Source organism: Rhodanobacteraceae bacterium, from assembly GCA_024234055.1.
In the GTDB taxonomy this organism is placed as follows: domain Bacteria; phylum Pseudomonadota; class Gammaproteobacteria; order Xanthomonadales; family SZUA-5; genus JADKFD01.
Window position 1 is genome coordinate 102841 of record JACKOW010000005.1, and the last position, 23063, is coordinate 125903.

The following is a 23063-nucleotide window of genomic DNA, read 5'->3' on the forward strand; positions in this document are numbered from 1 at the left end:
CGGAATCGAGCCGCGTACACGGAAGTAGCGTCCGCTGTTCCAGCCCTTCGAGGGGGCTACGCTCGGTGACGCCGCGTCTTTCGCCGTCCCAGCACTCGAATTCCGTCAGGGGCTGATCGACGCAGACTCGGCATCCGGCGCGGCGTAGGGCTGACGAAAAGTGAAGGCCTCGGGGCTCGGACCTTGCGCCCGCAGCAGGGCAAGCTTGGCGACAGCTTCAGACTCGTCCGGGCGATGCCCTGCAGGCACCCACCACAGCACCATCGAGGCTTGTTCCATGGCGTCAAACCATTCCCGGCGGCGACGCATGATCTCGACATGTGCGCTCTTGTAGACAAATTCACGGAGTGCCGCCACATCCCGCCACACCGAGATATTGACCAGGGTGGACTCTCCCATCGGGCGTGGCGCCGTCGCGTTGCCTGCCTCATCCTGCAGACGCCAAACAAAGCCCGCGAAGCTCTCAGCCAAGGCATTGATACGATCAAGGTTTGCCACGAAATCAGCCATCTCCGGCGAGTCCAATGGCGTACGCATCTGGGCAATGTTGAGCTGCGCCAATTCGAAAGCGGACATCGGACCTCCTTGGGTTGAACCAGCCTGCTGAGCGAGCACGCCCTCCGCAGGCGCGCAAGAGTCTAGACCGCTCAGTTTGAAGGGCTCGACGGGGAGTTGCACAATCCGGATACTGCGTCGCCTTTCGTTACCATCTTGGCACGAGCGCCCAATTCCGTGAACCGCCAGCTGTTCATTCTGCTCCTGCTGAGCCTTGCGGTGCTGGCCTATCGCCACTGGCAGGGCCCCGCGCCAGCACAGGATGAAATGCCAGCGACGAGCGCAATCGCGGCCCCTGAAATGGAGGCGCGAGCGGGCGCGGACGCGAACTCAGAGGACTCCGCGCCAGACGAGTCGACGCCAGACCCGCAGCAGATACCCGCTGCTCATCCCACCCGCGCCGCCCACCGCGCCAGCGTGAGTCAGCGCGCGGATGATCGGCGCCGACTGCAAGCCGAAACCGATCTGCCCGCGTTTGTCGCGGAATTGCGGGCGCGGGCCAATGCCGGCGATGCCGATGCCGCAAATACGCTGGCGGGGCTCTACAAGACTTGCGTGGAAGTGGCGCAATTCAACAGCAATCGCGAAGCTGGCGAGCGCAATATGCTCGGCTGGATGGAAGTCATGGGCTGGGGCGATCGCGTGTTCGATGCCCTGCTGGGCGCCTATGTCCAGTCCGAGCAGCGCTGCGCCGCGCTGTCACTGCAATCCACTGCCTACGCGGCGATGATGGCCCAGGCCTGGCAATCACGGGCAGTGCAGCTGGAACACCCGGCCGCGGTGCTCCGCGCCGATCGGCCGAACAGTCGAACCGACCCCGCAGGCGCGCAAGCAGCCCTTGAGCGCGCACGCTTGGCCGGAATCGAACTACTGCGCCAGGCCGAACCCATGGATCTGGCGCGCCATGCAGCGGAATTGGCCGGCGTCAGCCGTTACAACCAGGAGGGCTTCCTGTTGGCAGCCTGCCATCTGCTGTCAGGCTGCTTAGAAGATCCGCACGTCTATGCCTTCGGTTCGGATGCCTCCAGCCTGGGCGGCATGGGGCGAATCGGCTTTCTGGCGATGACCCAACTGAGCCCGCGCGCCCAGGCCATTGCCGAAGCTCAGAGCACCGAAATCCTGCGCCTGTGGCGCGAGGGCCGGCCCGATCTGATTCTGGCGCCGCGCAATCTTGGCGGTGGCGGCTGATGCGCAGCCGGATCGTGGTGGTCATGGCCTTGCTGGGCTTACTCGCACTGGCAGGCATTGCCGGCGAGCGCGCGCGCTGGTTTGGCCCAGGCGATGCGCCGGTCGCGGCGGACAACGCGGAGCGCAAGAAGGATTCCGCGCCGGAATCCGGCGCCAGCGACAATCCGGACGAAACCGCGCGCGCCGACACGCCGGGAGAATCCGCCGCTGCCAACGCCGCGTACAAGTCCATGCAAGACCAGACCCGGAGTGCCCCCACGCAGGCGTCGATTCCCGTGGTCTCCAGGGAGACCGCCAGCGCGTTGATGCGCGAGCAACTGCGGGAACGGGATTGTCAGCGTGCGCGTTTGGCCATCGAGGGCAGCCGACAAGGCGTATTCGAAGGTAAAGATTGGAACTGGCTGCCGCCCGAACGCGTGGCAGCCGAGCGCCGGGCGCTGGTGGCAGCAGTTGAACGCTTCCAGGCGCAATGTCCGTCCGAAATCGAGGATCCCGAAGCCAGGAAGCGACGTCAGCAGGATAAGGACGCCGCGCTGGACGCCGCCGCGCGCGCCGGAAATCTGCTCGCGCGCGCACGGATGCTAGGCAAGAAGCCACGCGCGGAGCTCAATCTCGATGACATCCGAGCGCTGATGATCGAAACGCTGAGCTCCGGTGATCTGCAGGCCATCTCGGAACTGGGCTGGCTGGAGCTGCGACTACCCGGCACCAATCCACTCGTTGGCCATCTGGTCAATCCACTGGACCTCTGGCCCTTGGTCGCCTGTGATCTCGGCGCCGATTGTGGACCCGGCAGCCGCCTCCTCGACCTGAGCTGTGCCACGGCCTGGTTCGGCATGACCTGCGGCTACGACAGCCTGGAAGCGGCTTATCGCGACAATATGCAGCCGCAACAGTGGCAACGCCTGGACCAGCGCCGCAACGAGATCGTCAACCGCCTGCGCAACGGTCAGACGGCGGGGATGTTTGATCCGCCTCCGGAGCGCACCGGTGCGGGCGGGGGATGAACACAATGAAAGCCGGGCGCAAACGCAAGCTCTTGTTCGCTTCTTTGGTGTTTGCCGGACTGGCGCTGGTCTTCTATCGGCCGGCGCACGAGCAGCCGGCACCCGCTGTTGAGCGCGAGTCGGAATTGCCGCCGACTGGCGACTTGCCGAAAACTCCAGCGGGTGAAACCACGAAGGCCGAGGCTGAGACAGAAGCTACTGCTCCGCCGTTGCGGGTTGCCGCCGGCGTGCGCGGGTATCGCGCCAGCCCGGCAGAACGCGCCGACTACTCGGCGCGCCTGACGACTGAAGCCAATCTGCTGTTGTGGTCGCAGGCGCTGAAGGATCGGGCCAATACGGGCGATGCCGATGCCGCGGCGTCCTTGTCAGCGCTCTATACCTACTGTGCCGAGGTGCTGGCCTATCCCTTCATACCCTTGAAGCCCGTAGCCAACCGCCCGCCGCAACCGGATCCAAACGCGGCGGCGAAACTGCGCTGCGCCGGCATGGGTGAGCCGGGCCGGTTGACGGCATTCAATCTGAGTTCCGATGCGAAAGCCTGGAGACGCACGGCGGCGCACCTGGGACATGCCCTCAGTGTACTTGCGGAGTCCGGATCAGCCCGGATGCGCGGCTTTGGCCCGATCAGCCCTACGGAATTGCAGGCCCGCATGGCCGCCGAAGAGTTGTTGCGCGAGGGCGATTACGCTGCGCTCGTGCGATCGAGCCCGATCTTTGCGACCCTGAGCGGCTGGCGAATGCAATTGGCCTGGGAGATCAGCTTCTGCGAGTTGTCGCCACCTTGTGAGCGTGGTCGGCGCTGCGATCTATGCGACCCGAGGGGCCGCGAGCCGCGTCTGGCCACTTTGTCGCCAAGGGAAAAGCGCATGCTGGCGGGACAGCAGTTGCAGATATTGCAGGCGATACAGTCGGGCAATTTCGCCGAGCTTTGGCGCAAGCCTACTGCTCCCGGAACCGAGCCATGAGGGGACTGCGCTGGTTTGTTCCCCTGTTACTCACCCTGGTCGTAGGCACATGGCTGATGTGGCCATGGGCGGAGGAAGCTGCGCCGACGCTGCCCACCGCCACGACCGCATCTGAATCCGCGCCCGAACAAACCGATGGCCAAGCCAAGTCGGAATCCGTCGCGCAGTCCGACAACGGCCCGCCCAATATGGCCAGCGCTCCAGCCCTGTTCGACCTCAACATCCGCGGAGTCCCTCCGATCGCGCTACCGCGCCCCGTGGACGAGCACCTGGCCGCGAGCGAGGCGCACGCACTGTTCCTGCGCAACGAGGACATGAGCGACTGCAACCAAGCTCGCAGCGTCCGCGACGACAGGTTCTTCGATTGGGAGAGCGACACCGGCGTACGCTGGTTGGACGCCGCCGAACGTCAACGGGTGCTGACTGGGCTGCGCGCCGCGATCGAACGCTTGATGGCAGCATGCCGCCGTCAGGGAATCAGCACCACGGAAAACGAATGGCAAGGCCTCGATCAGGGTGAGTACTGGTGGGCGCTGGCATCGGCCGCTGCCAGCGGCGATATCGGTGCCCGCTTGAAACTGGCCAGAATTCGTCGGCCGTCGAAGATTGGCCCGGACGCCAACCTGCGCGCGCTGGCGCACGAAGCATTCGCGAACGGCGATGCTGATACCTTTGGATTGCTCGCCGCCCTCGTTGGCAGACGGTCTCAGAGTTTCGAGATCGCGTATCCGGCATCACCACCCGGTAAAGACGACTGGCGACGGGCACCGCCACCGACAATCAACACGGGCCACTTGTGGACCCTGGTCGCGTGCGATTTGGGCTTGGCGTGTGGCCCGAGCAGCCCGACCCTCGATCGCCTCTGCCTGACGGCCGGACTCTGCAGCTACCCCAGCGTGGAAGAAGCCCTGCGCGATGGTGCCATCAGCGAGGCGGCCGCCGAGGCAACGGAGGAGCGGCGACGCTGGGTGGTCGAGCGCGTTCGAAGTGGTCGAGTCGACGAGTTGTTCGTGCCGATTCCGGTGGCCGCCGGAGGCGGCTGACCCGCGCCGAAGTTCGGGCAAGCTCTTGCAGGTCAGGTAGCTCCGCAGGGCTCAGATGAGCAAGGATCGCGATAGCCCGCCGCACTCCCGGAGCGCCGACGCTTTGGGAGGGCGCCGCGCCCGCGGCGCCGCTGTTGCTCTTGTCGGAACCGCGGGAGACGAGCGCCAGAGCCCAAAGCCAGAGCGGCCGAGCAGGCGCTCGGCCCTCCGGAAGCGGCATGCTTACCCTGGAGGGCGCCGCGCCTGCGGCGGCGTCTTGATGCTGCACTGGATCGCCCTGCCCGGTGTAGAGTTGCTCATCGCAGTGAACAGCGGCGTACTGGATGAATTCGACGGCCGAAGGGATGCCCGGCAAGACCTCTGGACAGCGCGGGTCATCGCGTGGCTCGGGGGCATTCGTCAGCGTCGCTCTGGCCCTCTTGCTTCTGGTTTGTGCCACGTCGGCCGCTGCCCGCAACTGGAACGTGCAGGCGGGCGGTTCCAGACTGGAATTCGTGCCGCGCGAGCTCACCATCGAGCCGGGTGATACGGTGACCTGGAGCAACCTCGGTGGCCTGCATAATGTGGTCGCCGACAATGGTGCCTTTCGCTGCGCCAACGGATGCGACGGGCAAGGCGGCAATGGCGCGCCCTCTTCACAGATCTGGCGGGCCACGGTGACTTTCAACCAGCCCGGCACCTTCGGCTATTTCTGCGAACCGCACGGCCAGCCCGGCGCTGGCATGTACGGCACGATCACGGTCAATGGCGGCGAGCCACCGATTCCGGTACCGCTCAACGGTCTGCTGATCGGTCTGCTGCTGGGATTCGCATCGATCGCGGCAGCGGCGCTGACATTGCAACGTAGCCGCGGTTAGCGGCATCAGATCAGGGAAAGTCCCGGTTGCTGCGGTCGCTCCTACCAGGAGGTGGGTCTGTTGCAGGAGCGGCCTGGCGGCGCGACCGGTGGCGTCAGACACCGCCCCCACCCAAGGAACACAGGCGCGCCGACGTAGGCCGGGTCTACGCGTCTGCTGGTATTGCAAGAGCCCCAGGGTGACTACGCGAAGCGCCCGGCGCTTTGCCGCAGCGCTTGCCGCGGCCGCCGGCGCGAATACGCGTGAAGCGCTGACCCGAGCCTGCGCGCGCCGGAGCCGCGCTACCGCCATCGCAAACCTGCCCTACTCCGCGTTCTCTCTGCTTCTCCTTTGCGTTTTCTGCGATCGGCTTCTGGCATCAGGTCCGGGCAGGCCCCGTTCCTGCGCTCGCGACGCGAGCTCGCTTCTACCGAGCGTAGGCCAGTCGCTACCCCAGGAAGCCCATGTATCCCGCCGCCGGGTTGTAGTTGCTGGATGGCGAGAAGTTGCTGAGATTCGGGAAGATCAGCGAGATATCGCTGTTGTTGAGCCCGAACCAGTGGGCCAGCGTGGCGGCGTATTGATCGACCGATGTGGTCGGTATCAAGCGTCCGTTGCCGTCTCCCGGATCGTTCAGATTGGGCGAGGGCACGCCGAAACTGGACGCTGTGGGGTTCAGCAAACTGGGCATCACCAGTCCAAAATTGGCGGCCGCACCACTGAAGCCGCAGCCGTTGCCATAGAAGCGACCACCCTGCACGGCGCCGCCGATCACGAAGTGATGCGAGCCCCAGCCGTGATCGCTGCCGCCGTTGTTGGCGGTCATTGATCGTCCGAAATCGGAGGCCGTGAATGCGGTGGCCACCTTGGCCAGGGTGCCGCCGGTGATCGGGATGGAATTCAGCGCGTTGTAGAAACCGGCCAGGGCGCGCGACAGCACCGGCAACAACAGTTGATGCTGGTTGAGCTCGTCCGAATGGGTGTCGTAGCCGCCGGTGTTGACGAAGAACACCTGACGCTTCAAGCCGCTGTAGCCCGGCACATTGTTGTAGGCCGCCCAGATCAGTCGTGCCGTGGTCTGCAGCTGCGCGTCGAAATTGTAGCCATCGGCATTCGGGAAGAAGCTGGCGAAACTGGGTGCACCGGCGGCAGTCAACGCCATCTGCATGATCGCGGCGGTCGACACCGCATGGTTCAAGGTGCCGGCATAGGTGCGCTCCAGCATATTGCCTTGTGCACCCTGGGCCTGCAGCGCATCAAAGGCCGGTCGCAACTGACCACGATCGTCGTAGGGCAGATCGACGGTCAGTGCCTGACTGGCATTCATGATGTAGCCGTTGACGTTCTCGCCGCGGATGAAGGCATCTTCCCCGCTGAAGGAGGTCAGGATCGGGATGTTCGGCGGATTGGCGCTGGCGACCAGATCGCAGATGCGCCCGCCCCAGCCGGTCACCGGCGAATTGGTCGGCGGCGACGATTGCCAGTAGGCCGACTGATCCGAATGCGAATACAGCTGCGGTGGCAGCGCCGGGTTGCTGTTCAGGTATTGGTTCTGGGTGACCGGCCCCACCAGCGTGCCGGTGTTGGCCATGATCGCCAGCGGGCTGCCGGCCTGATTGAACAAGGCCGCCAGCTCCGGCATTTGCGCGTGCAGCGCGTACTGGATGCCGTCACCCGACGATCCGCTGAGATCGGTCAATGGATGCAGCTGGGCGCGGTTCAACGCCAGCTGCGGGCGCACGCCACCGGACCCATAGAAACTGTTGAAGGCGGCTTGGGTGTAGGGCGCGACAGTGTTGAAACCGTCGTTGCCTCCATAGAGAAAGACGCACACCAGCGCCTTGTAATCCGTGAACACATAGTTCGGCTGCAATGAAGCGGCCTGCAGTACCTGCAATCCGCCCAGCGCGGAATAGAGGCTGGCGCCACCCAGGGCCGTGGCCAGGGTCTGCCGGATGAACTTGCGGCGATCAGGTCTCATGGCCCGTCCTATTTCTGGATCATGTATTCGGCGGAAGTCTGGATCAGCAGCAGCGCGCGGCTGATACGTCGCCGTTTCCAGTCGGCGCCATCGGCGATGCCGATGGGATTGAGCACCGACAGCAACGTCTGCCGCATGAAGGGCGTCATCTGCCCGGCCATGAAACGGCGGTTGTAGGCATCGACCAGACGATCCGCAGGGTCGCCCGGCCCGCCATTGGCACTGCCGGCCAGCGCGAAATCCTGGGCGCGATTGATCTTGACCTCGCCGGTGTCGTCATTTGGATCACAGGCATCGAGCAGGTCGAATCCCCAGGTCTTGCCCGCGGTGCTGTTGGTGGAATTGACGATCAGGGTGTCGGTGTTGATCTGGAATTCGGGGCCAAGCAGCCCCGCCGCCGCCATTTCTCCGGGCGGCAGATAGCTGGGCTTGAAGAAGTTGAACACCGTGGGCGAGTTCAGCGGCGCCTGACCCACGCCATTGCCGTAGATGCTGTCTGAAGTCCCCCAGGCGGTCACGTAGCCGGCATAGCGATAGGGCTGGTTGGCATAGTGGAAAATCGTGTTGCCGGCCTGATAGTCGTTGCCGCACTGGTGGCGCGCGCCCATTGCCCGCCACAGATGGGTGATCCGCAACAGCGGTTCGCGCAGCTTGCCGAAGGTGTCCGGGTTGTCCCAGTGACCGTAACGGGCTTCGCGGTCGAGCAGGATGGCCTGCACCACCGCCTTGAGATTGCCGCGCACATGGGCCGGCGTGCCGTCATCGTTGAACACGTGCGCCACCCGCTGCACATAGCCCGGTGAGGGATTGCTGGTGACCAGTCGTTGAATCAGCTGTTTGCCGATGAAGGGCCCGACATTGGGATGGTTGAAGATGTTGTCCAGGGCGAAAGCCAGATCCGAAGCGGGCGTGCCGCCATCGGCGAGCACGCCACCGTTGACGGCGCCGGGGTAGCTCAGCAGCTGCTTGTTGGAGATGTCATTGACCGGATCGGTGCCGTTGTCGTGATAGGCGGCAAAAGCCGCCATCGGCGTCTGGAAGTTGGTGCCGGTGGTGTAGTTCGGGCCACAGCCGGCGAAGTTGCCGGGTGCGCAATCGAACCAGTTCCAGCCGGTGAAGACATGGGCGAAGTGGGTGACTTCGGTCTGCGAGTAGGTCGGGATCGGCTGTCCGCCCGAGAGCTGCGGCGTGCCGTCGATGTTGAGCTGCACCAGGCCGATGCTGAACAGCTGGTTGATCTCGCGGGCGTAGTTCTCGTCGGGATGGATGTTCTGCGCCAGATTGGCACGCCGGTTGGCCTGCATGTTGAGATACACGCCCATGGCCGGGCTCAACGTGACTTGCTCCAGCAGCGTGCGGTAGTTGCCGAAAGCGTTGTTGCTGAGGATGTCGTAGAAATAGGCTTGGCCGTTGGGAAACTGGTTGATCAGCGTGAACTGGTCGGAGATCACGAAGATCTCGCTGAGCGCGAAAGCCACGCGCTGGCGCAGCTGATCGCTGTGGATGATCAGGTTGTTGGCCGGATCCGGACCGCCGAGCGCACCCAGGAACCAGGCCTCGCGGATGGTGGTCGAGCCGACCCCCTCGTTCAGCGTGTTGGCCACCCAGTTGTAGTAGCTCAGCATGGAACTCGGCGCTGCCGTGAACTGCTCGTTCAACCAGCCGGCATAGCGCACCGAGCGCAGATGCGCGATGTCGGCATCGGTGGGCCCAAAGGTGGCTTGCGCCAGAAAGCGGGCGGCGTCGCCATCGGTGTAGGGACCTGCAATCAGGTCCTCCATGCCGTCATGGAACATCGGACTGGGCAGACGGTCCACGGTTGCGGCATGCACCGTGGGCAATACGCCAGTCAGCAGCGCGGCCGCAACGCAGCCGCGCATCAGGCGAGCGGCGCATTCGGGAAACTTGCTCATCCTCAGTCCTCTTGCTGAAAACCCCAAAACCAGGCATCGCCCGAACCCGCCGGTCCAACGAACACAGATGTCCGTCTCAAGTACATACGTCAAAGCGATGCCCAGAGTGACGAGTCCACAGCACCGATCGTCGGAAATTCCGGCGGGCGAACTCATATTCCCGGCCTTTCGCCGCCCATCGGCGTCAGCATAGTTCGACGTCACCAATTGAAACCGTGCGCGGCGTCCAAGTCCGGCCTGCCGGGACCGAGCCGTGAACCGTCCCACGGTCGGCTTGTCTCCCATGCAAAGGTATCAACGGGCCCTTCGCTGGAGGTCTGCTAACCTCGCGGCCTCACCGGGAGGAGCGACCCCATGCCTATGCGTTCGAAGAGCCGGAGATACCGCTGGCTCAGCTGTTGTCTGCTCGCGTGGCTGGCCACCGGCAGCCAAGTGTCGATGGCCCAACGGACGGTCAAGCCCGTGCTCCACGGCCAGCACTGGGTGGCGATCACCGGCAAGCCGCTGGCGGCGACCGCCGGGGCGCTGACCTTCGCCAAGGGCGGTAATGCGGTGGATGCGGCCTGCGCCATGCTGGCAGCCACCTCGACCATGTGGGACACCCTCGGCTGGGGCGGCGAAACCCAGGCGCTGATCTACAACCCACATACCGGTGAGGTCAAAGGCATCAATGCACTGGGTGTGGCGCCCACCGGCGCCACCGCCGAGTTCTTCCGCAGCAAGGGGATGGTCTATCCGCCGGAAAACGGTCCGCTGGCGGCGGTCACGCCCGGCACACCGGGCGGTTTGATGGTGATGCTGGCCGAGTACGGCAAGCTCAGTCTGGCCGAAGTGCTGGCGCCGGCCATGCAGATGGCAAAAGGTTATCCGATCGAACAGGCGCAGGCCGACAACATGGAGGCGCGGCGTGCGGTGCTGGCGCAATGGCCGGGCTCGACCAAGGTATTCCTGCCGCATCTGGATGCCGATGACCCAGGCAAGCGCGCCGCGCCAGTTGCCGGCGAGATCTTCCGCCAGCCCGATCTGCTCGCGACGCTGCAGAAACTGGTGGATGCCGAAGCCGCCGCGCTGGCGGCAGGCAAGTCGCGCAAGGAAGCCATCCAGGCTGCCTATGACCGCTTCTATCGTGGCGATATCGCCAAGGACATCGTTGCCGGATCGCGCGAATTCGGCGGTCTGATCACGCTCGAAGATCTGGACCGCTGGCAAGTCCACATCGAAGAGCCTGTCAGCAGCAACTACAAGGGCATCGAGGTCTACAAGCTCACCACCTGGGTGCAGGGGCCGGTGATGCTGCAGGCGCTGAACCTGCTGGAAAAGATCGATCTCAAGGCGATGGGCTACAACAGCACGCGCTACATCCACACCCTGTACCAGGTGATGAATCTGGCCTTCGCCGATCGCGATTTCTATTACGGCGATCCCTATGTGCCACCAGCCGAGCCGATCGCCGGGTTGCTGTCCAAGGACTACGCCGACCAGCGTCGGGCGCTGATCAATGCCGATCGCAACGATCCCGACGTCAAGCCGGGCGATCCCTACCCCTTCCAGAAGGGCAAGAACCCCTATCTGGATCTGCTGGAGAAATGGACACCCATTCCGCCGAAGGCGCAGGCCGAGGGCACAGCCGGATTCCAGCAGGCTGGATTGATGAGTGCGGACGAGGCCTTCCTCGCTGGCACCACCTCGATCCAGGCGGCAGATGCCGAGGGCTGGGTGGTATCGGTCACGCCCAGCGGCGGCTGGATACCGGCCTTCATTCCGGGCGACACCGGCATCGGCCTCAGCCAGCGCATGCAGAGTTTCGTGCTGGATGAGGCCCTGAATCCATACAACGTGGTGCACCCGGGACAGCGCCCGCGAGCCACGCTGACGCCCAGTCTGGCACTCAAGGATGGCAAGCCGCTGATGGCCTTCTCGGTGCAGGGCGGCGACACCCAGGATCAGAATTTGCTGCAGTTCTTCCTGAACATGGTCGAGTTCGGCATGAATGTGCAGCAGGCCGTCGAAGCCCACAACATCACCAGCTACCAGATGCAGAGCTCCTTCGGCGCCCACCAATCCGAACCGGGGCGACTGGAGCTCACGCCCAAGGTGTCCGAATGGACCCGCGCCGAACTGGCCCGCATGGGCTACAAGGTGGAAGTGGTCGAGCGCACTTACAGCCCGGTCACCGCGATCTGGTTCGACCAGAAGAACGGCAGCATGTGGGGCGGCGCCAGCGAACAGGGGGATGATTACGGGATTGCGTGGTAACCGTATGGCATTGGCGAACGAGGCTCTGGCAGTGCCGAGCTTGCCCGGCAGAAGCTGCGGCGCTTTGGGCTTCTGCAGGTCCAGACTTGTCTGGACGCTTTCGCTTCGCCCCGGCCAAAAGCGTTCGGACGAGTCCGAACCCACAACAGCCGAAGCAGCGGAGCAAGCTCGAGCGAGCTGCGCTACCAGAGCCACAGTGTACGAGGCTGTTGTAGTGCCGAGCTTGCTCGGCAGGAAGTGCGGCTTTTGATGTCGACGAAGCGCAGAAGCCAAAGCCGAGCAGAAGCAGCGAAGCAAGCTTCGCTCTACGAAAAGCGGCTTGTCGGCACACCCAAACTGCCGCGTCTACCGCTATGGTTGCGTCCTCGCTCTTGGCTGACACATTCGGCTGCCGTGCGACAGAGCTCCGCACCCGCGGCGCCTGGACCTCGACGAGAAACACCATGATCAACAATGATGTGCTGCGCAGCGTGCGCTATATGCTCGATCTCAGTGATGCGCTGGTGATCGAGACCATTCAACGGGTCGATGCCCAGTACGCGCTGAGCGTCGACCAGGTGCGCGCCTATCTCAGCAAGGAAGACGAGCCCGGCCACGTCGAATGCCCCGATGCCGTGCTGGTGCGTTTTCTGGACGGCCTGATCCTGCACCTGCGCGGCACCAGCCCGAATGCTGCCGCACGGCCGCTGGCACAGCGCATCAGCAACAACATGGTGCTGAAGAAACTGCGTGTGGCTTTCGAGTTGCAGGACGCCGACATGCACCAGATCCTCGAAGACGCCGGATTTCCCGTATCCAAACCCGAACTGAGCGCGCTGTTCCGCAAACCCGAACACCGCAACTACCGCCCCTGCGGCGACCAGTTGCTGCGCAATTTCCTCAAGGGGCTGACGCTGCGCGTGCGCGCACAGTAGCGTCTCGTAGCCCGTTGTGCCGCGAAGCGGCTCAGCGGGGCTCTTCGCGTCACCGCCCGGACAGCGCTACGCGCAGTGCGGGCTACAAGAGCGTAGCCCGTTGTGCCGCGCAGCGGCTCAGCGGGGGCTCTTCCGCGTTACCGCCCGGACAGCGCTACGCGCAGTGCGGGCTACAAGAGCGTAGCCGGTTGTGCCGCGCAGCGGCTCAGCGGGGGCTCTTCCGCGTTACCGCCCGGACAGCGCTGCGCGCAGTGCGGGCTACAAGAGCAAAGCGGCGCCGCGGCGCGGCGCCCTCCAGAACCAACAAACCAGAACCAACAACCCAGAACCCAGAACCCACAACCCCACAGCCCACAACCAACAACCCCGTTACCGCTGCTGCCATTGCGCCCGGGTGATCTCGAACACGACGTTGGGATGGCTGGCCTCGCCGTGGTAGGCCACCTCCGACACGCCCAGGCGGCGCGCGCCGAGGCGGGCCATCGCGATCTGCGAGCGCTGGTTGCATTGCCCGACCTCGAATTGCACGCGCTCCAGGGTCTGGAAGGCGTGGTCGAGCATCAACTGCTTGCAAGCCGGGTTGTAGCCCCCGCCCCAGCTGTCACAGCTGAAGAAGGTGTAGCCGATCTTGACCACGCTCGCTGCCAGATCCAGCGCGTAGTAGCGGGTGCAGCCGATCAGCTGCTCATCGGCAGCGCGGTGGACCCGCAAGGCGCCACCGGATTCGATGGCGCCAGCGAAATAGTTCTCGAACACCGGACGCTGCCAGCGTGTCGGCGTCGGGTGCTGCTCCCAGATGCGCGGGTCGCAGGCCACCGCATACAGGCGCTCGAAATCCTCCGCGCCCAGCGGTCGCAGGCAGACCTTGTCATTGCTCAGGACCGGCTGCAGATTCATTCGCGGATCAAGCCTGGGCGGCCTTCCAGACTGCGATCCAGCTGGCTTCGATCTCCGGCGTCAGCGATACGCGCCGTCCACTGCGACGCTCTGCCGGCAATGACGACCACCAGTCCCAGGTAACTTTGATGGTGTCGGCAAAATTCCGGTTCTGGAAACCCTTGGCCACCGCGGCAGCCTGACTGAGCGAGGAAAAGCCCCCGTATTCGGCCGGATCGACCATCATCGGGTAGCCCGGCTTGCCCTTGCCCAGCAGCTCCTGCTGGCGCAGGAAGGCGTGGCTGATCCACACCAGTTCGACCTCGGCGCCGCTCAGGGCCAGTGAGCGCTGCATCAGCTCGCCGGTGGTCGCGGCGCCGGGCGCATTGACCATGTTGTAGCGCCCGTACACCTGCTGCTCCAGGGCATGGATGGTGAAGTCGGCCAGATCCCGCACGTCCACATAGGTGAGCGGCATTTCCTTGGGACCGGGCACGGCCATGCTGCCACCGGCCAGGGGCCGCTCCAGATAATGCGCGAAGCGGTCGGTGGTATCGCCCGGACCGACGATGAAGGTCGGGCGCAGAATCGTGGCCGCATCCGGAAAGTGCTTGTCGACCGCCTGTTCGCACAGCACCTTGAGCGGGCCATAGGTGTCGCCATCGACCTTCTCGACGCTCGGATCAGCCATCGTCCGCAGCGCGGCGCTTTCATCAAGTCCAGGCGTTGTGCTGGGCTCGTAGACGGCCACGGTGGAGATGAACAGATAGTGCGGCGTGCCGCCGGCCTTGAGCAGGCGGGCGGAATCATCGACGTGCCGGGGCACATAGCCGGACGTGTCGACCACCGCGTCCCAGCGGCGACCTTCCAGCGCCTCGAGCTTGCCGTCGCGATCGCCGGTGAGCGTCTCCAGATCGGGAAAGCGGTCATTGCTGTTGCCGCGATTGAACAGCGTCACTTCATGGCCGCGATCCAGGGCACGCTGGACCATGTGCGGGCCGATGAATCCGGTGCCGCCAAGAAACAGGATCTTCAACGGCTTGGCCCCCGACCCGGCCATCAGGGCACGGGGCGAGAATGCCCCCATGGCTGCGGCCAGCGCCGCCAGTTTCATGAGTTCACGTCGCTGCATTGCCGGCTCCTGATGACTTCGGGCATTTCCCGAGCTCTGCGGAACTATAAGTCATACCGAGGGACATGACCCCGGAGGTCATTGAGCACATGCATCCCAGCACTTAGGCTGCCTCCCGATCAACACGGAGAGGCAGCAGATGACACAGACACAGATCGCGGATTGTTTGAAAATTGGCGCCGCTCTGGTAGTGGCTTTCGGCCTGATGATGGCTGCGGCTTCGCTGTCGACGCTGACAGCGCCAACAGCCTGGCTGATCGATCTGGTGTTCTTCCCCGTCGACGGCGCGCAGACCATGGCCGATCCGGTGGTGCGCCTGATGAGCGGCATCTGCGGCGGCGTTCTGGTCGGCTGGGGCGCGATGATCTGGCTGCTGGTCACGCGCCTGCTGCCGCGCGATCCGGCGCTGACACGGCAGTTGATCCTGATCAGTGTCTGTTCCTGGTTCGTGATCGACTCCACCGGCTCGGTGCTGTCGGGCGGCCACTGGAACGTGCTCGGAAACCTCGGATTTCTGCTGCTGTTTGTGGTGCCGGCAGCGCAACTGCGCTCTCCATGAACCCGTATCGCAAGTTGTTGATTTACTTGGTTCAAGCGTAGGAGCGCCCTTGTGGCGCGACCGCTGCTTCGGACGTGCGGCTTGCCGGTCGCGACGCGAGGTCGCTCCTACAGGCGGGTTTATGGTTCATGGCCCGTGGGCAGTTTCGCGCCGAAACAGGTGGCTCGCAATGATCTACTGCACCGGATCGGTGGCACTGAGTTCATCAGCCAGTTCGGCACTCACCCCCGGCACCTGATGCCAGTCGATGCGGTCGATCTGCGCTGGATCCAGGAACTGCCGCGCGTAGTCCAGGTAGACGCGTTCCCGCAGGAACACGTCGAACAGGTCCGGATCGATGTGCTGGTCGAGTTTCATCCGGCCGAGTATCTGGATGGATTCGGACAGGGTCTTGGCGGATTTGTACGGTCGGTCGGATGCGGTCAGTGCCTCGAACACGTCGGCAATGCCCATGACCCGCGCCGGAATGCTCATCTGCTCACGGGTCAGTCCGCGCGGATAGCCCTTGCCGTCCATGCGTTCGTGATGGCCGCCGGCGTATTCCGGCACCTTGCGCAGATGCGGCGGCCAGGGCAGTGCTTCCAGCATGCGGATGGTCATGACGATGTGGTTGTTGATGATCTCGCGCTCCGCCGCATTCAAGGTGCCGCGGCGTATGCACAGATTCATCGTCTCTTCGGCATCGAGCAGCGGTCGCAGATTGCCGTCCGGCCCGCGCCAGACGTGCGCGGCGATGCGCTCGATCTCAGCCACCTGGGCGTCGCTCATGAATTCGCCACCGGCATTGCTGCGGCGCAGGGTTTCACGATCGGCCTGCAGACTGGCGATGCGTTGCTGGTAGCTGGACGAATCCAGCACGCCCTTCAGATGGGCGATCTCGGCATCGCGCAACAGGACCTCGAAACGGGTGTCGACGAGGGCGATGCGATCGAACAGGGTTTCCAGCTTGGTGGCCTTGTCGACCACATGCACCGGCGTGGTGATCTTGCCGCAATCGTGCAACAGGCCGGCGATTTTCAGCTCGTAACGATCGTCGTCGTCGAGCGTGAAACCCGCCAGCGGGCCAACGCCGGTGCGCACCGCCGCCTCGGCCAGCATCATGGTCAGTGTCGGCACGCGTTCGCAATGACCGCCCGTGTAAGGCGATTTCTCGTCGATGGCGGTATTGATCAAATGGATCAGCGACTCAAACAGCTGCGCCATCTGCTCCAGCAGAGCGCGGTTGTTCAGGGCGATGGCGGCTTGCGAGGCCAGCGACTCCACCAGCTGCTGGTCGGCGTCGGTGAATTCCCGGATCTCGCCCTCGGGCCCGATGGCATTGATCAGCTGCAGCACGCCGATCACTTCCTCGGCATGGTCCTTCATCGGCACCGTCAGGAAAGATTTCGAGTGATAGCCGGTGCGGGCGTCGAAAGCGCGGGTGCCGGAAAAATCGAAACCGGGCTCGCTGTAGGCGTCGCCCACATTCACCGTGGTTCCGGTCAGCGCCGCGTGCGCCACCACCAGCGAGTGATTGGGCGTGCCGTCTTCATGATGCAGCGAGATGTCCGGCAGATTGATCGGCAAGCCGGAACTGCCGCCGCGGTACTGGTCGAGGGAGATATTGCGCAGCAGATCGAAGCTCAATCGATCACCGGACTTGCGATAGAAGGTCACGCCATCGGCCTGGGTGAAGGAGCGCGCAGCTTCGACGATGCGCTCCATCAGCACGTCGATATCGCGATCCGAAGACAGCGCCGCACCGATGCGGTTCAAGGTCTCCAGACGGATGCGAATATCGTGCTCGCTGGCCACTTGGCGCTCCTGCAGGCTCCCAGCCGGACGCCAGTTTGGCAACTGCCCGCAGACTGCACAAGACGTGCCGGGCCGCGCATTCTGCACGCTGCCCTTGATCGAAGGTCAACGCACGGCCGATGGCTTTCAGTCCAGAAGCTCGAAAACGAGTCCGGAATGCGCCTGCAGTCGCGCGATCAGGGTATCGCCGAAAATCGTTGCCGGCGTCCAGAAGCCACCCGGCTTGTCCTCCCTGGAGATATCCAGCGCCAGACAGGCTGCCGCCTGGCCCAGCATCTTGGCGGTGGAGCCATAGCCGGGGTCACGATCGCCGGTCACCTTGCAGCGCAGTTCCTCGCCCTTTGCGGTCTTGCCGTGAAAACGCAGATCAAAGAAGCCCTTTTCCTGCGCGCTGGGACTGGGGCCTTCGCCGGCTGCGGGCAGTACGAATCGTTCGAGAAACCAGCGTGTGGGCTTGATTGCGCTGGCCAGCATGAAGCCACCCATGCCGCCGGCCATGGCGACAGCGCTGAGCCGCCCCTTGAGTCCGGCGCCGGTCAACATGGCCTCGTCGTAGACGAAGTCGCTGCCATAGCCGGGATCCGCCAGGGCGTTGCTGCGCTGGACGATGCGGGTATTGATCGCTGCCATGACGAAGGGCGCCATCCAGCTCTTGAAATCGGCATCGAAGGCGACCGTCTTGAGATTGGGCTGGCGGGTCTTCGATTCGTGTCCCGGCGGGCACAACGAATAGGGATTGGCCAGTGATTTGCGCAGCGCCGGATCGCGAGCCGCTTCCTTGACCACGTTCAGCAGGCTGGCGACGGTGCCACCGGAAAAAGTGCCACGCATGGCCTTGACCCGCATCTTCACCCGAGTGCACGGCGCCCCGAAACGCTCGCGGGCACGCTGCTGCAGAAAATGCACGCCCAGGTCCGAAGGGATGGAATCAAAGCCGCAGCAATGCACGATGCGGGCGCCGGAGGCCTTGGCCGCCGCCTCATGACGATCGAGCATGCGCTTGATCCACTGCACTTCGCCGGTGAGATCGCAGTAATCGGTGCCGGTTTCGGCGCAGATCTTGACCAGTGGCTCGCCGTAGAGCGCATAGGGCCCGACGGTGGACACCACCACCCGCGTCTGTGAGCACATTTCACGCAAGGCGCCGACGTCGGCGGCATCGGCCACGAGCAGTTTCAGCTTGTCGGCGGGCTTGCCCAGTTCCTTCTTCAGCGCTTCCAGCTTGTCACGCGAACGCCCGGCTACCGCCCAGCGCAGCGTGCCACCGGCACCGAACTGCTGGCTGAGGTAGCGGCAAAGAATCTGGCCGACAAAACTGGTGGCGCCGAAAACAATGACATCGAAGCTGGATTTGGCCATGGGCTACTCGGAATTGGGAACCGACGCGGCCTGCGGCGCCTCGGAAGCAGATCCGAACCGGCGTCGACGAGCGCAGCAGCTGGCGCGAGGATGGCCATAGTAGAGCACGGCTGGAGCAAGGCGGCGCGCTGTCGATCCATGCCGCTAGCTCCGTGGGCGCGGCGAACCCCGCGGGAGCCGCTTCAGCCGCGATCGATTGCCGCAAACCCTGTGGGAGCGGCTTCAGCCGCGATCGATTACTGCAAACCCCAGTGGGAGCGGCTTCAGCCGCGATCGATTGCGGCAAATCCCGTGAGAGCGGCTTCAGCCGCGATCGAATGCCGCGAACCCTGTGGGAGCGGCTTCAGCCGCGATCGGCAGCTCCAGGCCGGCCAGTAGGCGTTCGCGGACAGAGTCCCCACAGGGCTCATCGGCCCCGAGGTCCATCCGCCCTTTCCAGCACCGACACCATCAACCAGCACCACTTCCAGGTTAACGATCGGAAACACTCGCCAGCCGACTTCGTGCCAGAATCCTCGAAACACTGAACGGAACACTTCGACCATGCCTTCCGTCCTGATTTCCCTGCTGTTGCTCACTCAAGCCATGTCCGAAACGCGCCCGCCAGCGCCGGCACCGTCGTGTCTGGATGCCCGCGCAGTCACGCAGATGCGCCAGCTCAGCCCGAATACCCTGATCGTGGCCAGCGAGGAGCGCCGCTTCCGCATCGATGTCTCCCAGGCCTGCCCGGACATGGCCAGTGGTTCGGCGCTGCTGGCCGAGCATGGCTGGGTTTGCGGCCAGCCCCGTGAATTCGTGCAGACGCAGGCGCAGCTGTGCCCGATCACCCAGGTAGAGGAAATCACTACTCGGGACTATTCGCAGCTGGTCCGGGCGGCCGATCACAATCCCGACGGGCAGCTGCTGCCCACCGTCGAATCACGCAGCCACCGCGGCGCCACCCGCGGCTTTCGCGGTTCCTTCGACTATTGCTTCCGCCCCAGTCAGATGCGCGCCTGGGCAGCGGACGATGACGGCATCCTGATCCAGACCTCGAAGATCCGCTCCGGCGGTCATGGCGCCTACCGGCTGGAATTGGGTGGCAGCTGTCCGCAGATCGCATTCTTGCCCGTGCTCAAGCTGTCATCGGGTGTGGGTCTGGATCTGATCTGCGGCAATCCCGGCGACGCCGCGCTGCTCTCCGATGACCGCTCCTCGTCGCCCACGGCCGATGGCCTGGAACGCGGCCGCACCGAAAGCCGCTTCGCCAAGGCTTCGGAACGGCCGTGCCCGATCGTTGCGGTCTATCCCGTCTACGAATAACTGCGACGCCCGATCGAGCGTTCGCCTGCACCATCGCCTTCCGATGCACCCGCTGTCGGTTTGAGGCGGACGGCGCTTGTCCGAACCATCCTGCACTCGGGTGATTCCCTGGCGAGGAGGAGCAACGCGGCGATAGTCGCAAAGAACGCGCGAGGGCGGCAAAGCGGGCAGGTGCAGCCGCACACTCTGCAGTTGTCATGTGGCCACCGATTCGCCTTGCGCTGCAACGGCATCACCGCATCTGCGCGCGCAGGTGTGAGAAATGCGGGCCAGGGCCGAAACAGCGAAGACCGCACGACAACAAGGTGCGGTCTTCGCCTGCGGCCCTGCAGAAAGGCCAGATTGCAGTCACGATCTGAAGAGGAGCGATCTCGCCCGCCCCGGCGCTGCCGAGTTACTCGAAACCATTCTTGAACATCTGATCCTGCATCACAGGATCGAAGCTCACCCGATTGGAAGCCTCGCCGCCAAATGCATCGGTGCGCCCGATCGCCTCAGTGCCATGCAGCACCTGAGCCAGGCCCGGCGTGCCGACATGGCTCAGATAGAAGTTGGTGTAGCTGGCGCTGGCAGCGGTAGGTTTCAGCGTGACGACCGCCGTGAGTTGCTTGGATTCGCCCGGCGGGATCGGCACCAGATTACCCAGAACGCTGTTGTAGTTGATTTGCAGGCTGCCATCGGCAGCGACCAGCGTGGTGCCGCTGGTGCCGATGACCAGACCGTCCATCCTGATCGATACACTGGCGACTGCCTGCTCGACTTCGGCGCGAGTCATGGCAGCGCCTTTGCTCCAGATGCCACCACTCAGCACGGCCTTGTTGAACACCACCCGGGTGCTCTTGACGGCGATGCGGGCGTCTTCATCGAAGCGACCGGGATTGACGATGGCAATCTCGAATGCAGTACCGTTGGCACCAGGAGTGAGCATCAGTGGCGTTCCAGCCGGGTAACTGGCGACATCGGCAGCAACGATGCGCGAGGAGTTGGGCAGCACACGAACGGTGCCACCATTGATGAACGCGGCATCCGGGCGACGGTCGCGATTGACGTCGATGGCGACAACATCAGTGGCCCCCAGCAACGAATCGGCATAGAGCTGACGCCGCACCCATTCCTCGGCCAGACCTTCGCGAGCGTACAGATACAAACCCTCGCTCGTGGCCACCAGCAAATCGTTGAGTCCATCAACGTTCCAGTCTACCGCGGCAATGGCGTTGACCAGGCCAGGAACGCTGTTGTCGATCGTGGTGGTCGTGACAATGGGGTTGCTCTCCGGGTTCCACCACACCAATCGACCATTGCCGGACACGAACACCAGTTCCTTTTCCAGATCGTTGTCGATATTGACCGCCACGCACACCCCCGTCTGCTGGATCGACTGAACCTGCAGCAGGCTCGCCGATTCGAACCAGCCCAGTACGTTGCTGTAGCCCCTGACATAGAACGCCAGGCCGTTGGCGGCGCAACTCATCGCGGCATCGCCAAATCCGCGGTAGTGGGGAATCAGGGTCAGGCCTTGCGGAATGGGATCCAGCGTGGTCACCGGTGAGGTTGTGTTCCAGGCTGCGGCGCTGCCCGGGTTCAAGAACCAGAGCAAACCACCCGAAGAATTGCTGGAAACCACCAGATCGGTCTTCGCATCGTTGATGAAGGCGCTCCCGGCCTGGATCAACGATGCCCCCGGATAGGTCCCGATCGACGCGTCGGTCCAGGAGAAGAAGATGTTGTCGATCTGCGAGACGATGCGTACCTGGCCACTGCCAGGCGCTACATAGGCATAGTCAGCCTTGCCATCGCGGTTGAAGTCACCCACGGCCATGTCGGACGCGCCACTGGACAGAATCTTGAATTCGGCAGGATTGAAACCCCCGCCGGTGGTACCCGTTGCCAGGTAAGCGCGCGTTCCCGCCGGCTGCAGAGCCAACAGGTCGTCCACACCATCCCGATTGAAGTCGGCGACGGCGAGCTTCGACAGACCGGTTTGACTGGTGGCCACCTGCGAGGTCGCTCGACTCGGATCCAGGCGTTGCGCCTGATTGCGCGCCAACTGGAAAGTGCCGTTGGCCAGCCGCAGCAGCACGTCAGCATCGGCATCGCCACGAGCATCCCCCACACCCATCTGCACCACTTCCGAGGGCAGTATTGCGATCGTCTGCGCGGCGGCCAGAGTGGTGTTACCAAGTCCCCGGCGCAACACCAGAGCGTTCTGACCGCCAATCGTCTCGCCGCTGATCAGATCGATGAGTCCGTCTTCGTCGAAGTCAGCCATGGCCAGATCGCCCTCCTCCGGCACCGCGGTGCCGTAGCCGATTCCGCCGCCGTAGGCGCCAGCGCGATTGTTCGGGATCCACGCAAGCCCGTTGACGTTGAAGTACAGAAAGTCTGGGAAGGCGTCGCGGTTCAGATCGGCAATGCCTGCCGGGCTCCAGAATTCCTGCCTGCTTTCATTGCGCACCGAGAATGTCCCGTCCCCAGTGTTGGTGAAGAAGACCGACGACGGCGTATAGGTGTTGTTGGCGGCCCAGGTAGAACGGAAATTGACCAGGATATCCGCATCGCCATCCTGCTCCAGGTCCTGTACATACAGATTGGAGTTGTCCCTGAAGTGCTGGCTTTGCACCACCGTCTGCGTCCCGAACTGTCCATTCAGCGTGTTCCAGCGTATCCGTAGATGGCCCGCGTCCAACCAGGGTGACACGCTCGTATTGGTGAAGTTGTAGGTGGTCAGTAGCGCCAGATCCAGGTCACCGTCGCGGTCAAAATCGGCCAAGGCCATCTGAAAGTAGTGACTGCCTGAGTTGAACGACGGATTGTCGACAAAATCCTCACGCCAGGCGGCCGTGAAACTGTTGTCGCCGTCACCATGGAACACCTGCAGCGTGAAGGTGAACGACTGGCCAACCCACTCATTCAGGCGAACGATGTCCGGCTTGCCGTCTCGGTTGACATCACCCACCGCAAAGGCGCGGTAGCGCGGCGTACAGGACGGGCAAACCGGCAAGGAAACGGCAGGGAGTGCGAGGTTGCCATAGCGATTCGGATCGAACGGTGTCGGGGTCTGGGCGACCGCCACCTGACGACCGCCGGCGTACCAGGAAGTCTGGCCGTCACCATTGAAGTCGACTGCCACCGGAGCCAGAGCCGGCGCTTCGTACCTGGTCGCACTTGGAAATGTTGGGCTGAAATAAACCCCATCAAAATCGGCAGGCATCGTATCCAGTACGAAGGGTTCGGCCATGACCTGCGTTGCCAGGCACAAGCCGGCAAGGCTGACAATGAATGCTGCAGCCCGCCGAGCGCTGCTGGCGCCCTGTTGCACGTGGGTACGGGCAGGCAAATCCGGGTGGGTTCCAACTTTCACGAATGCTCTCCTTGCTGGTGCC

18 protein-coding genes are annotated in these 23063 nt (G+C 63.8%); 9 read left to right on the forward strand and 9 right to left on the reverse strand.

Features of this window, described 5'->3' with window-relative positions; genetic code table 11:
* Positions 1-105: 105 nt before the first annotated feature.
* The gene (locus H7A19_10965) at positions 106-576 is read right to left on the reverse strand and encodes a DUF3291 domain-containing protein (protein ID MCP5475345.1); all 471 of its coding nucleotides are present in this window, start codon (positions 574-576) and stop codon (positions 106-108) included.
* A gap of 156 nt (positions 577-732) precedes the next feature.
* Here H7A19_10965 and H7A19_10970 point away from each other — a divergent pair, with 156 nt between their 5' ends.
* The 5 genes from H7A19_10970 (at position 733) to H7A19_10990 (ending at position 5615) form a co-directional block, all read left to right on the forward strand.
* A complete protein-coding gene (locus H7A19_10970; GenBank protein MCP5475346.1) occupies positions 733-1743 on the forward strand; it encodes a hypothetical protein in 1011 nt (336 codons plus the stop codon).
* On the forward strand, positions 1743-2750 hold the full coding sequence (locus tag H7A19_10975; GenBank protein MCP5475347.1) for a hypothetical protein: 1008 nt from the start codon (positions 1743-1745) through the stop codon (positions 2748-2750). The genes H7A19_10970 and H7A19_10975 overlap by 1 nt, the downstream gene beginning before the upstream one ends.
* Before the next feature lie 5 nt (positions 2751-2755).
* Complete coding sequence (locus H7A19_10980) at positions 2756-3715, forward strand: hypothetical protein (GenBank protein ID MCP5475348.1); 960 nt, start codon at positions 2756-2758, stop codon at positions 3713-3715.
* Positions 3679-4758 carry a hypothetical protein gene (locus tag H7A19_10985; GenBank protein ID MCP5475349.1) on the forward strand — a complete coding sequence of 360 codons (1080 nt, stop codon included), beginning with the start codon at positions 3679-3681 and terminating at the stop codon, positions 4756-4758. Before H7A19_10980 ends, H7A19_10985 begins: the two co-directional genes overlap by 37 nt.
* 323 nt (positions 4759-5081) lie before the next feature.
* Complete coding sequence (locus tag H7A19_10990) at positions 5082-5615, forward strand: hypothetical protein (GenBank protein ID MCP5475350.1); 534 nt, start codon at positions 5082-5084, stop codon at positions 5613-5615.
* A 427-nt stretch (positions 5616-6042) separates the two neighbouring features.
* Here the strand turns inward: H7A19_10990 and H7A19_10995 are convergent, their stop codons facing one another.
* Both H7A19_10995 and H7A19_11000 read right to left on the reverse strand, forming a co-directional pair.
* Positions 6043-7575, reverse strand: a complete 1533-nt coding sequence (locus H7A19_10995) for a DUF1501 domain-containing protein (protein ID MCP5475351.1) — start codon at positions 7573-7575, stop codon at positions 6043-6045.
* 8 nt (positions 7576-7583) lie between these two features.
* Complete coding sequence (locus H7A19_11000) at positions 7584-9488, reverse strand: DUF1800 domain-containing protein (GenBank protein MCP5475352.1); 1905 nt, start codon at positions 9486-9488, stop codon at positions 7584-7586.
* 360 nt (positions 9489-9848) lie between these two features.
* On the opposite strand from H7A19_11000, the gene H7A19_11005 reads away from it, so the two are divergent.
* Positions 9849-11744: a gamma-glutamyltransferase gene (locus tag H7A19_11005; GenBank protein ID MCP5475353.1), complete on the forward strand. Its 1896-nt coding sequence runs from the start codon at positions 9849-9851 to the stop codon at positions 11742-11744.
* A 443-nt stretch (positions 11745-12187) separates the two neighbouring features.
* On the forward strand, positions 12188-12658 hold the full coding sequence (locus H7A19_11010) for a DUF1456 family protein (protein MCP5475354.1): 471 nt from the start codon (positions 12188-12190) through the stop codon (positions 12656-12658).
* Between the two features lie 369 nt (positions 12659-13027).
* Here H7A19_11010 and H7A19_11015 read toward each other — a convergent pair whose 3' ends face one another.
* Together H7A19_11015 and H7A19_11020 are read right to left on the reverse strand one after the other, a co-directional pair.
* The gene (locus tag H7A19_11015; GenBank protein ID MCP5475355.1) at positions 13028-13555 is read right to left on the reverse strand and encodes a GNAT family N-acetyltransferase; all 528 of its coding nucleotides are present in this window, start codon (positions 13553-13555) and stop codon (positions 13028-13030) included.
* A 7-nt stretch (positions 13556-13562) separates the two neighbouring features.
* Positions 13563-14666: an NAD-dependent epimerase/dehydratase family protein gene (locus H7A19_11020; GenBank protein MCP5475356.1), complete on the reverse strand. Its 1104-nt coding sequence runs from the start codon at positions 14664-14666 to the stop codon at positions 13563-13565.
* Between the two features lie 139 nt (positions 14667-14805).
* Between H7A19_11020 and H7A19_11025 the strand changes: the two genes are divergently transcribed.
* Positions 14806-15225, forward strand: coding sequence for a hypothetical protein (locus tag H7A19_11025; protein ID MCP5475357.1), 420 nt, complete (start codon positions 14806-14808; stop codon positions 15223-15225).
* Positions 15226-15399: 174 nt separating this feature from the next.
* Here the strand turns inward: H7A19_11025 and H7A19_11030 are convergent, their stop codons facing one another.
* From H7A19_11030 to H7A19_11040, 3 genes are all read right to left on the reverse strand, one after another.
* Complete coding sequence (locus H7A19_11030) at positions 15400-16929, reverse strand: GAF domain-containing protein (protein MCP5475358.1); 1530 nt, start codon at positions 16927-16929, stop codon at positions 15400-15402.
* Between the two features lie 216 nt (positions 16930-17145).
* The gene (locus H7A19_11035) at positions 17146-18378 is read right to left on the reverse strand and encodes a saccharopine dehydrogenase NADP-binding domain-containing protein (protein MCP5475359.1); all 1233 of its coding nucleotides are present in this window, start codon (positions 18376-18378) and stop codon (positions 17146-17148) included.
* Positions 18379-18641: 263 nt separating this feature from the next.
* A complete protein-coding gene (locus H7A19_11040) occupies positions 18642-18923 on the reverse strand; it encodes a hypothetical protein (protein ID MCP5475360.1) in 282 nt (93 codons plus the stop codon).
* Between H7A19_11040 and H7A19_11045 the strand changes: the two genes are divergently transcribed.
* A complete protein-coding gene (locus H7A19_11045; GenBank protein MCP5475361.1) occupies positions 18922-19680 on the forward strand; it encodes a hypothetical protein in 759 nt (252 codons plus the stop codon). The two genes, H7A19_11040 and H7A19_11045, sit on opposite strands and share 2 nt — an antisense overlap.
* 394 nt (positions 19681-20074) lie before the next feature.
* Here the strand turns inward: H7A19_11045 and H7A19_11050 are convergent, their stop codons facing one another.
* Positions 20075-23041: a VCBS repeat-containing protein gene (locus H7A19_11050; GenBank protein MCP5475362.1), complete on the reverse strand. Its 2967-nt coding sequence runs from the start codon at positions 23039-23041 to the stop codon at positions 20075-20077.
* Positions 23042-23063: the final 22 nt, after the last annotated feature.

Bases quoted from the DNA above. Each gene is read 5' to 3' on its own strand.
- H7A19_11020 (MCP5475356.1), bottom strand. From the start codon at position 14,666: ATGCAGCGACGTGAACTCATGAAACTGGCGGCGCTGGCCGCAGCCATG.
- H7A19_11025 (MCP5475357.1), top strand. From the start codon at position 14,806: ATGACACAGACACAGATCGCGGATTGTTTGAAAATTGGCGCCGCTCTG.
- H7A19_11035 (MCP5475359.1), bottom strand. From the start codon at position 18,378: ATGGCCAAATCCAGCTTCGATGTCATTGTTTTCGGCGCCACCAGTTTT.
- H7A19_11030 (MCP5475358.1), bottom strand. From the start codon at position 16,929: ATGGAGCGCATCGTCGAAGCTGCGCGCTCCTTCACCCAGGCCGATGGC.
- H7A19_10995 (MCP5475351.1), bottom strand. From the start codon at position 7,575: ATGAGACCTGATCGCCGCAAGTTCATCCGGCAGACCCTGGCCACGGCC.
- H7A19_11000 (MCP5475352.1), bottom strand. From the start codon at position 9,488: ATGAGCAAGTTTCCCGAATGCGCCGCTCGCCTGATGCGCGGCTGCGTT.
- H7A19_10975 (MCP5475347.1), top strand. From the start codon at position 1,743: ATGCGCAGCCGGATCGTGGTGGTCATGGCCTTGCTGGGCTTACTCGCA.
- H7A19_10980 (MCP5475348.1), top strand. From the start codon at position 2,756: ATGAAAGCCGGGCGCAAACGCAAGCTCTTGTTCGCTTCTTTGGTGTTT.
- H7A19_11040 (MCP5475360.1), bottom strand. From the start codon at position 18,923: ATGGTCGAAGTGTTCCGTTCAGTGTTTCGAGGATTCTGGCACGAAGTC.
- H7A19_11005 (MCP5475353.1), top strand. From the start codon at position 9,849: ATGCGTTCGAAGAGCCGGAGATACCGCTGGCTCAGCTGTTGTCTGCTC.
- H7A19_11015 (MCP5475355.1), bottom strand. From the start codon at position 13,555: ATGAATCTGCAGCCGGTCCTGAGCAATGACAAGGTCTGCCTGCGACCG.
- H7A19_10965 (MCP5475345.1), bottom strand. From the start codon at position 576: ATGTCCGCTTTCGAATTGGCGCAGCTCAACATTGCCCAGATGCGTACG.
- H7A19_11045 (MCP5475361.1), top strand. From the start codon at position 18,922: ATGCCTTCCGTCCTGATTTCCCTGCTGTTGCTCACTCAAGCCATGTCC.
- H7A19_10990 (MCP5475350.1), top strand. From the start codon at position 5,082: ATGAATTCGACGGCCGAAGGGATGCCCGGCAAGACCTCTGGACAGCGC.
- H7A19_11010 (MCP5475354.1), top strand. From the start codon at position 12,188: ATGATCAACAATGATGTGCTGCGCAGCGTGCGCTATATGCTCGATCTC.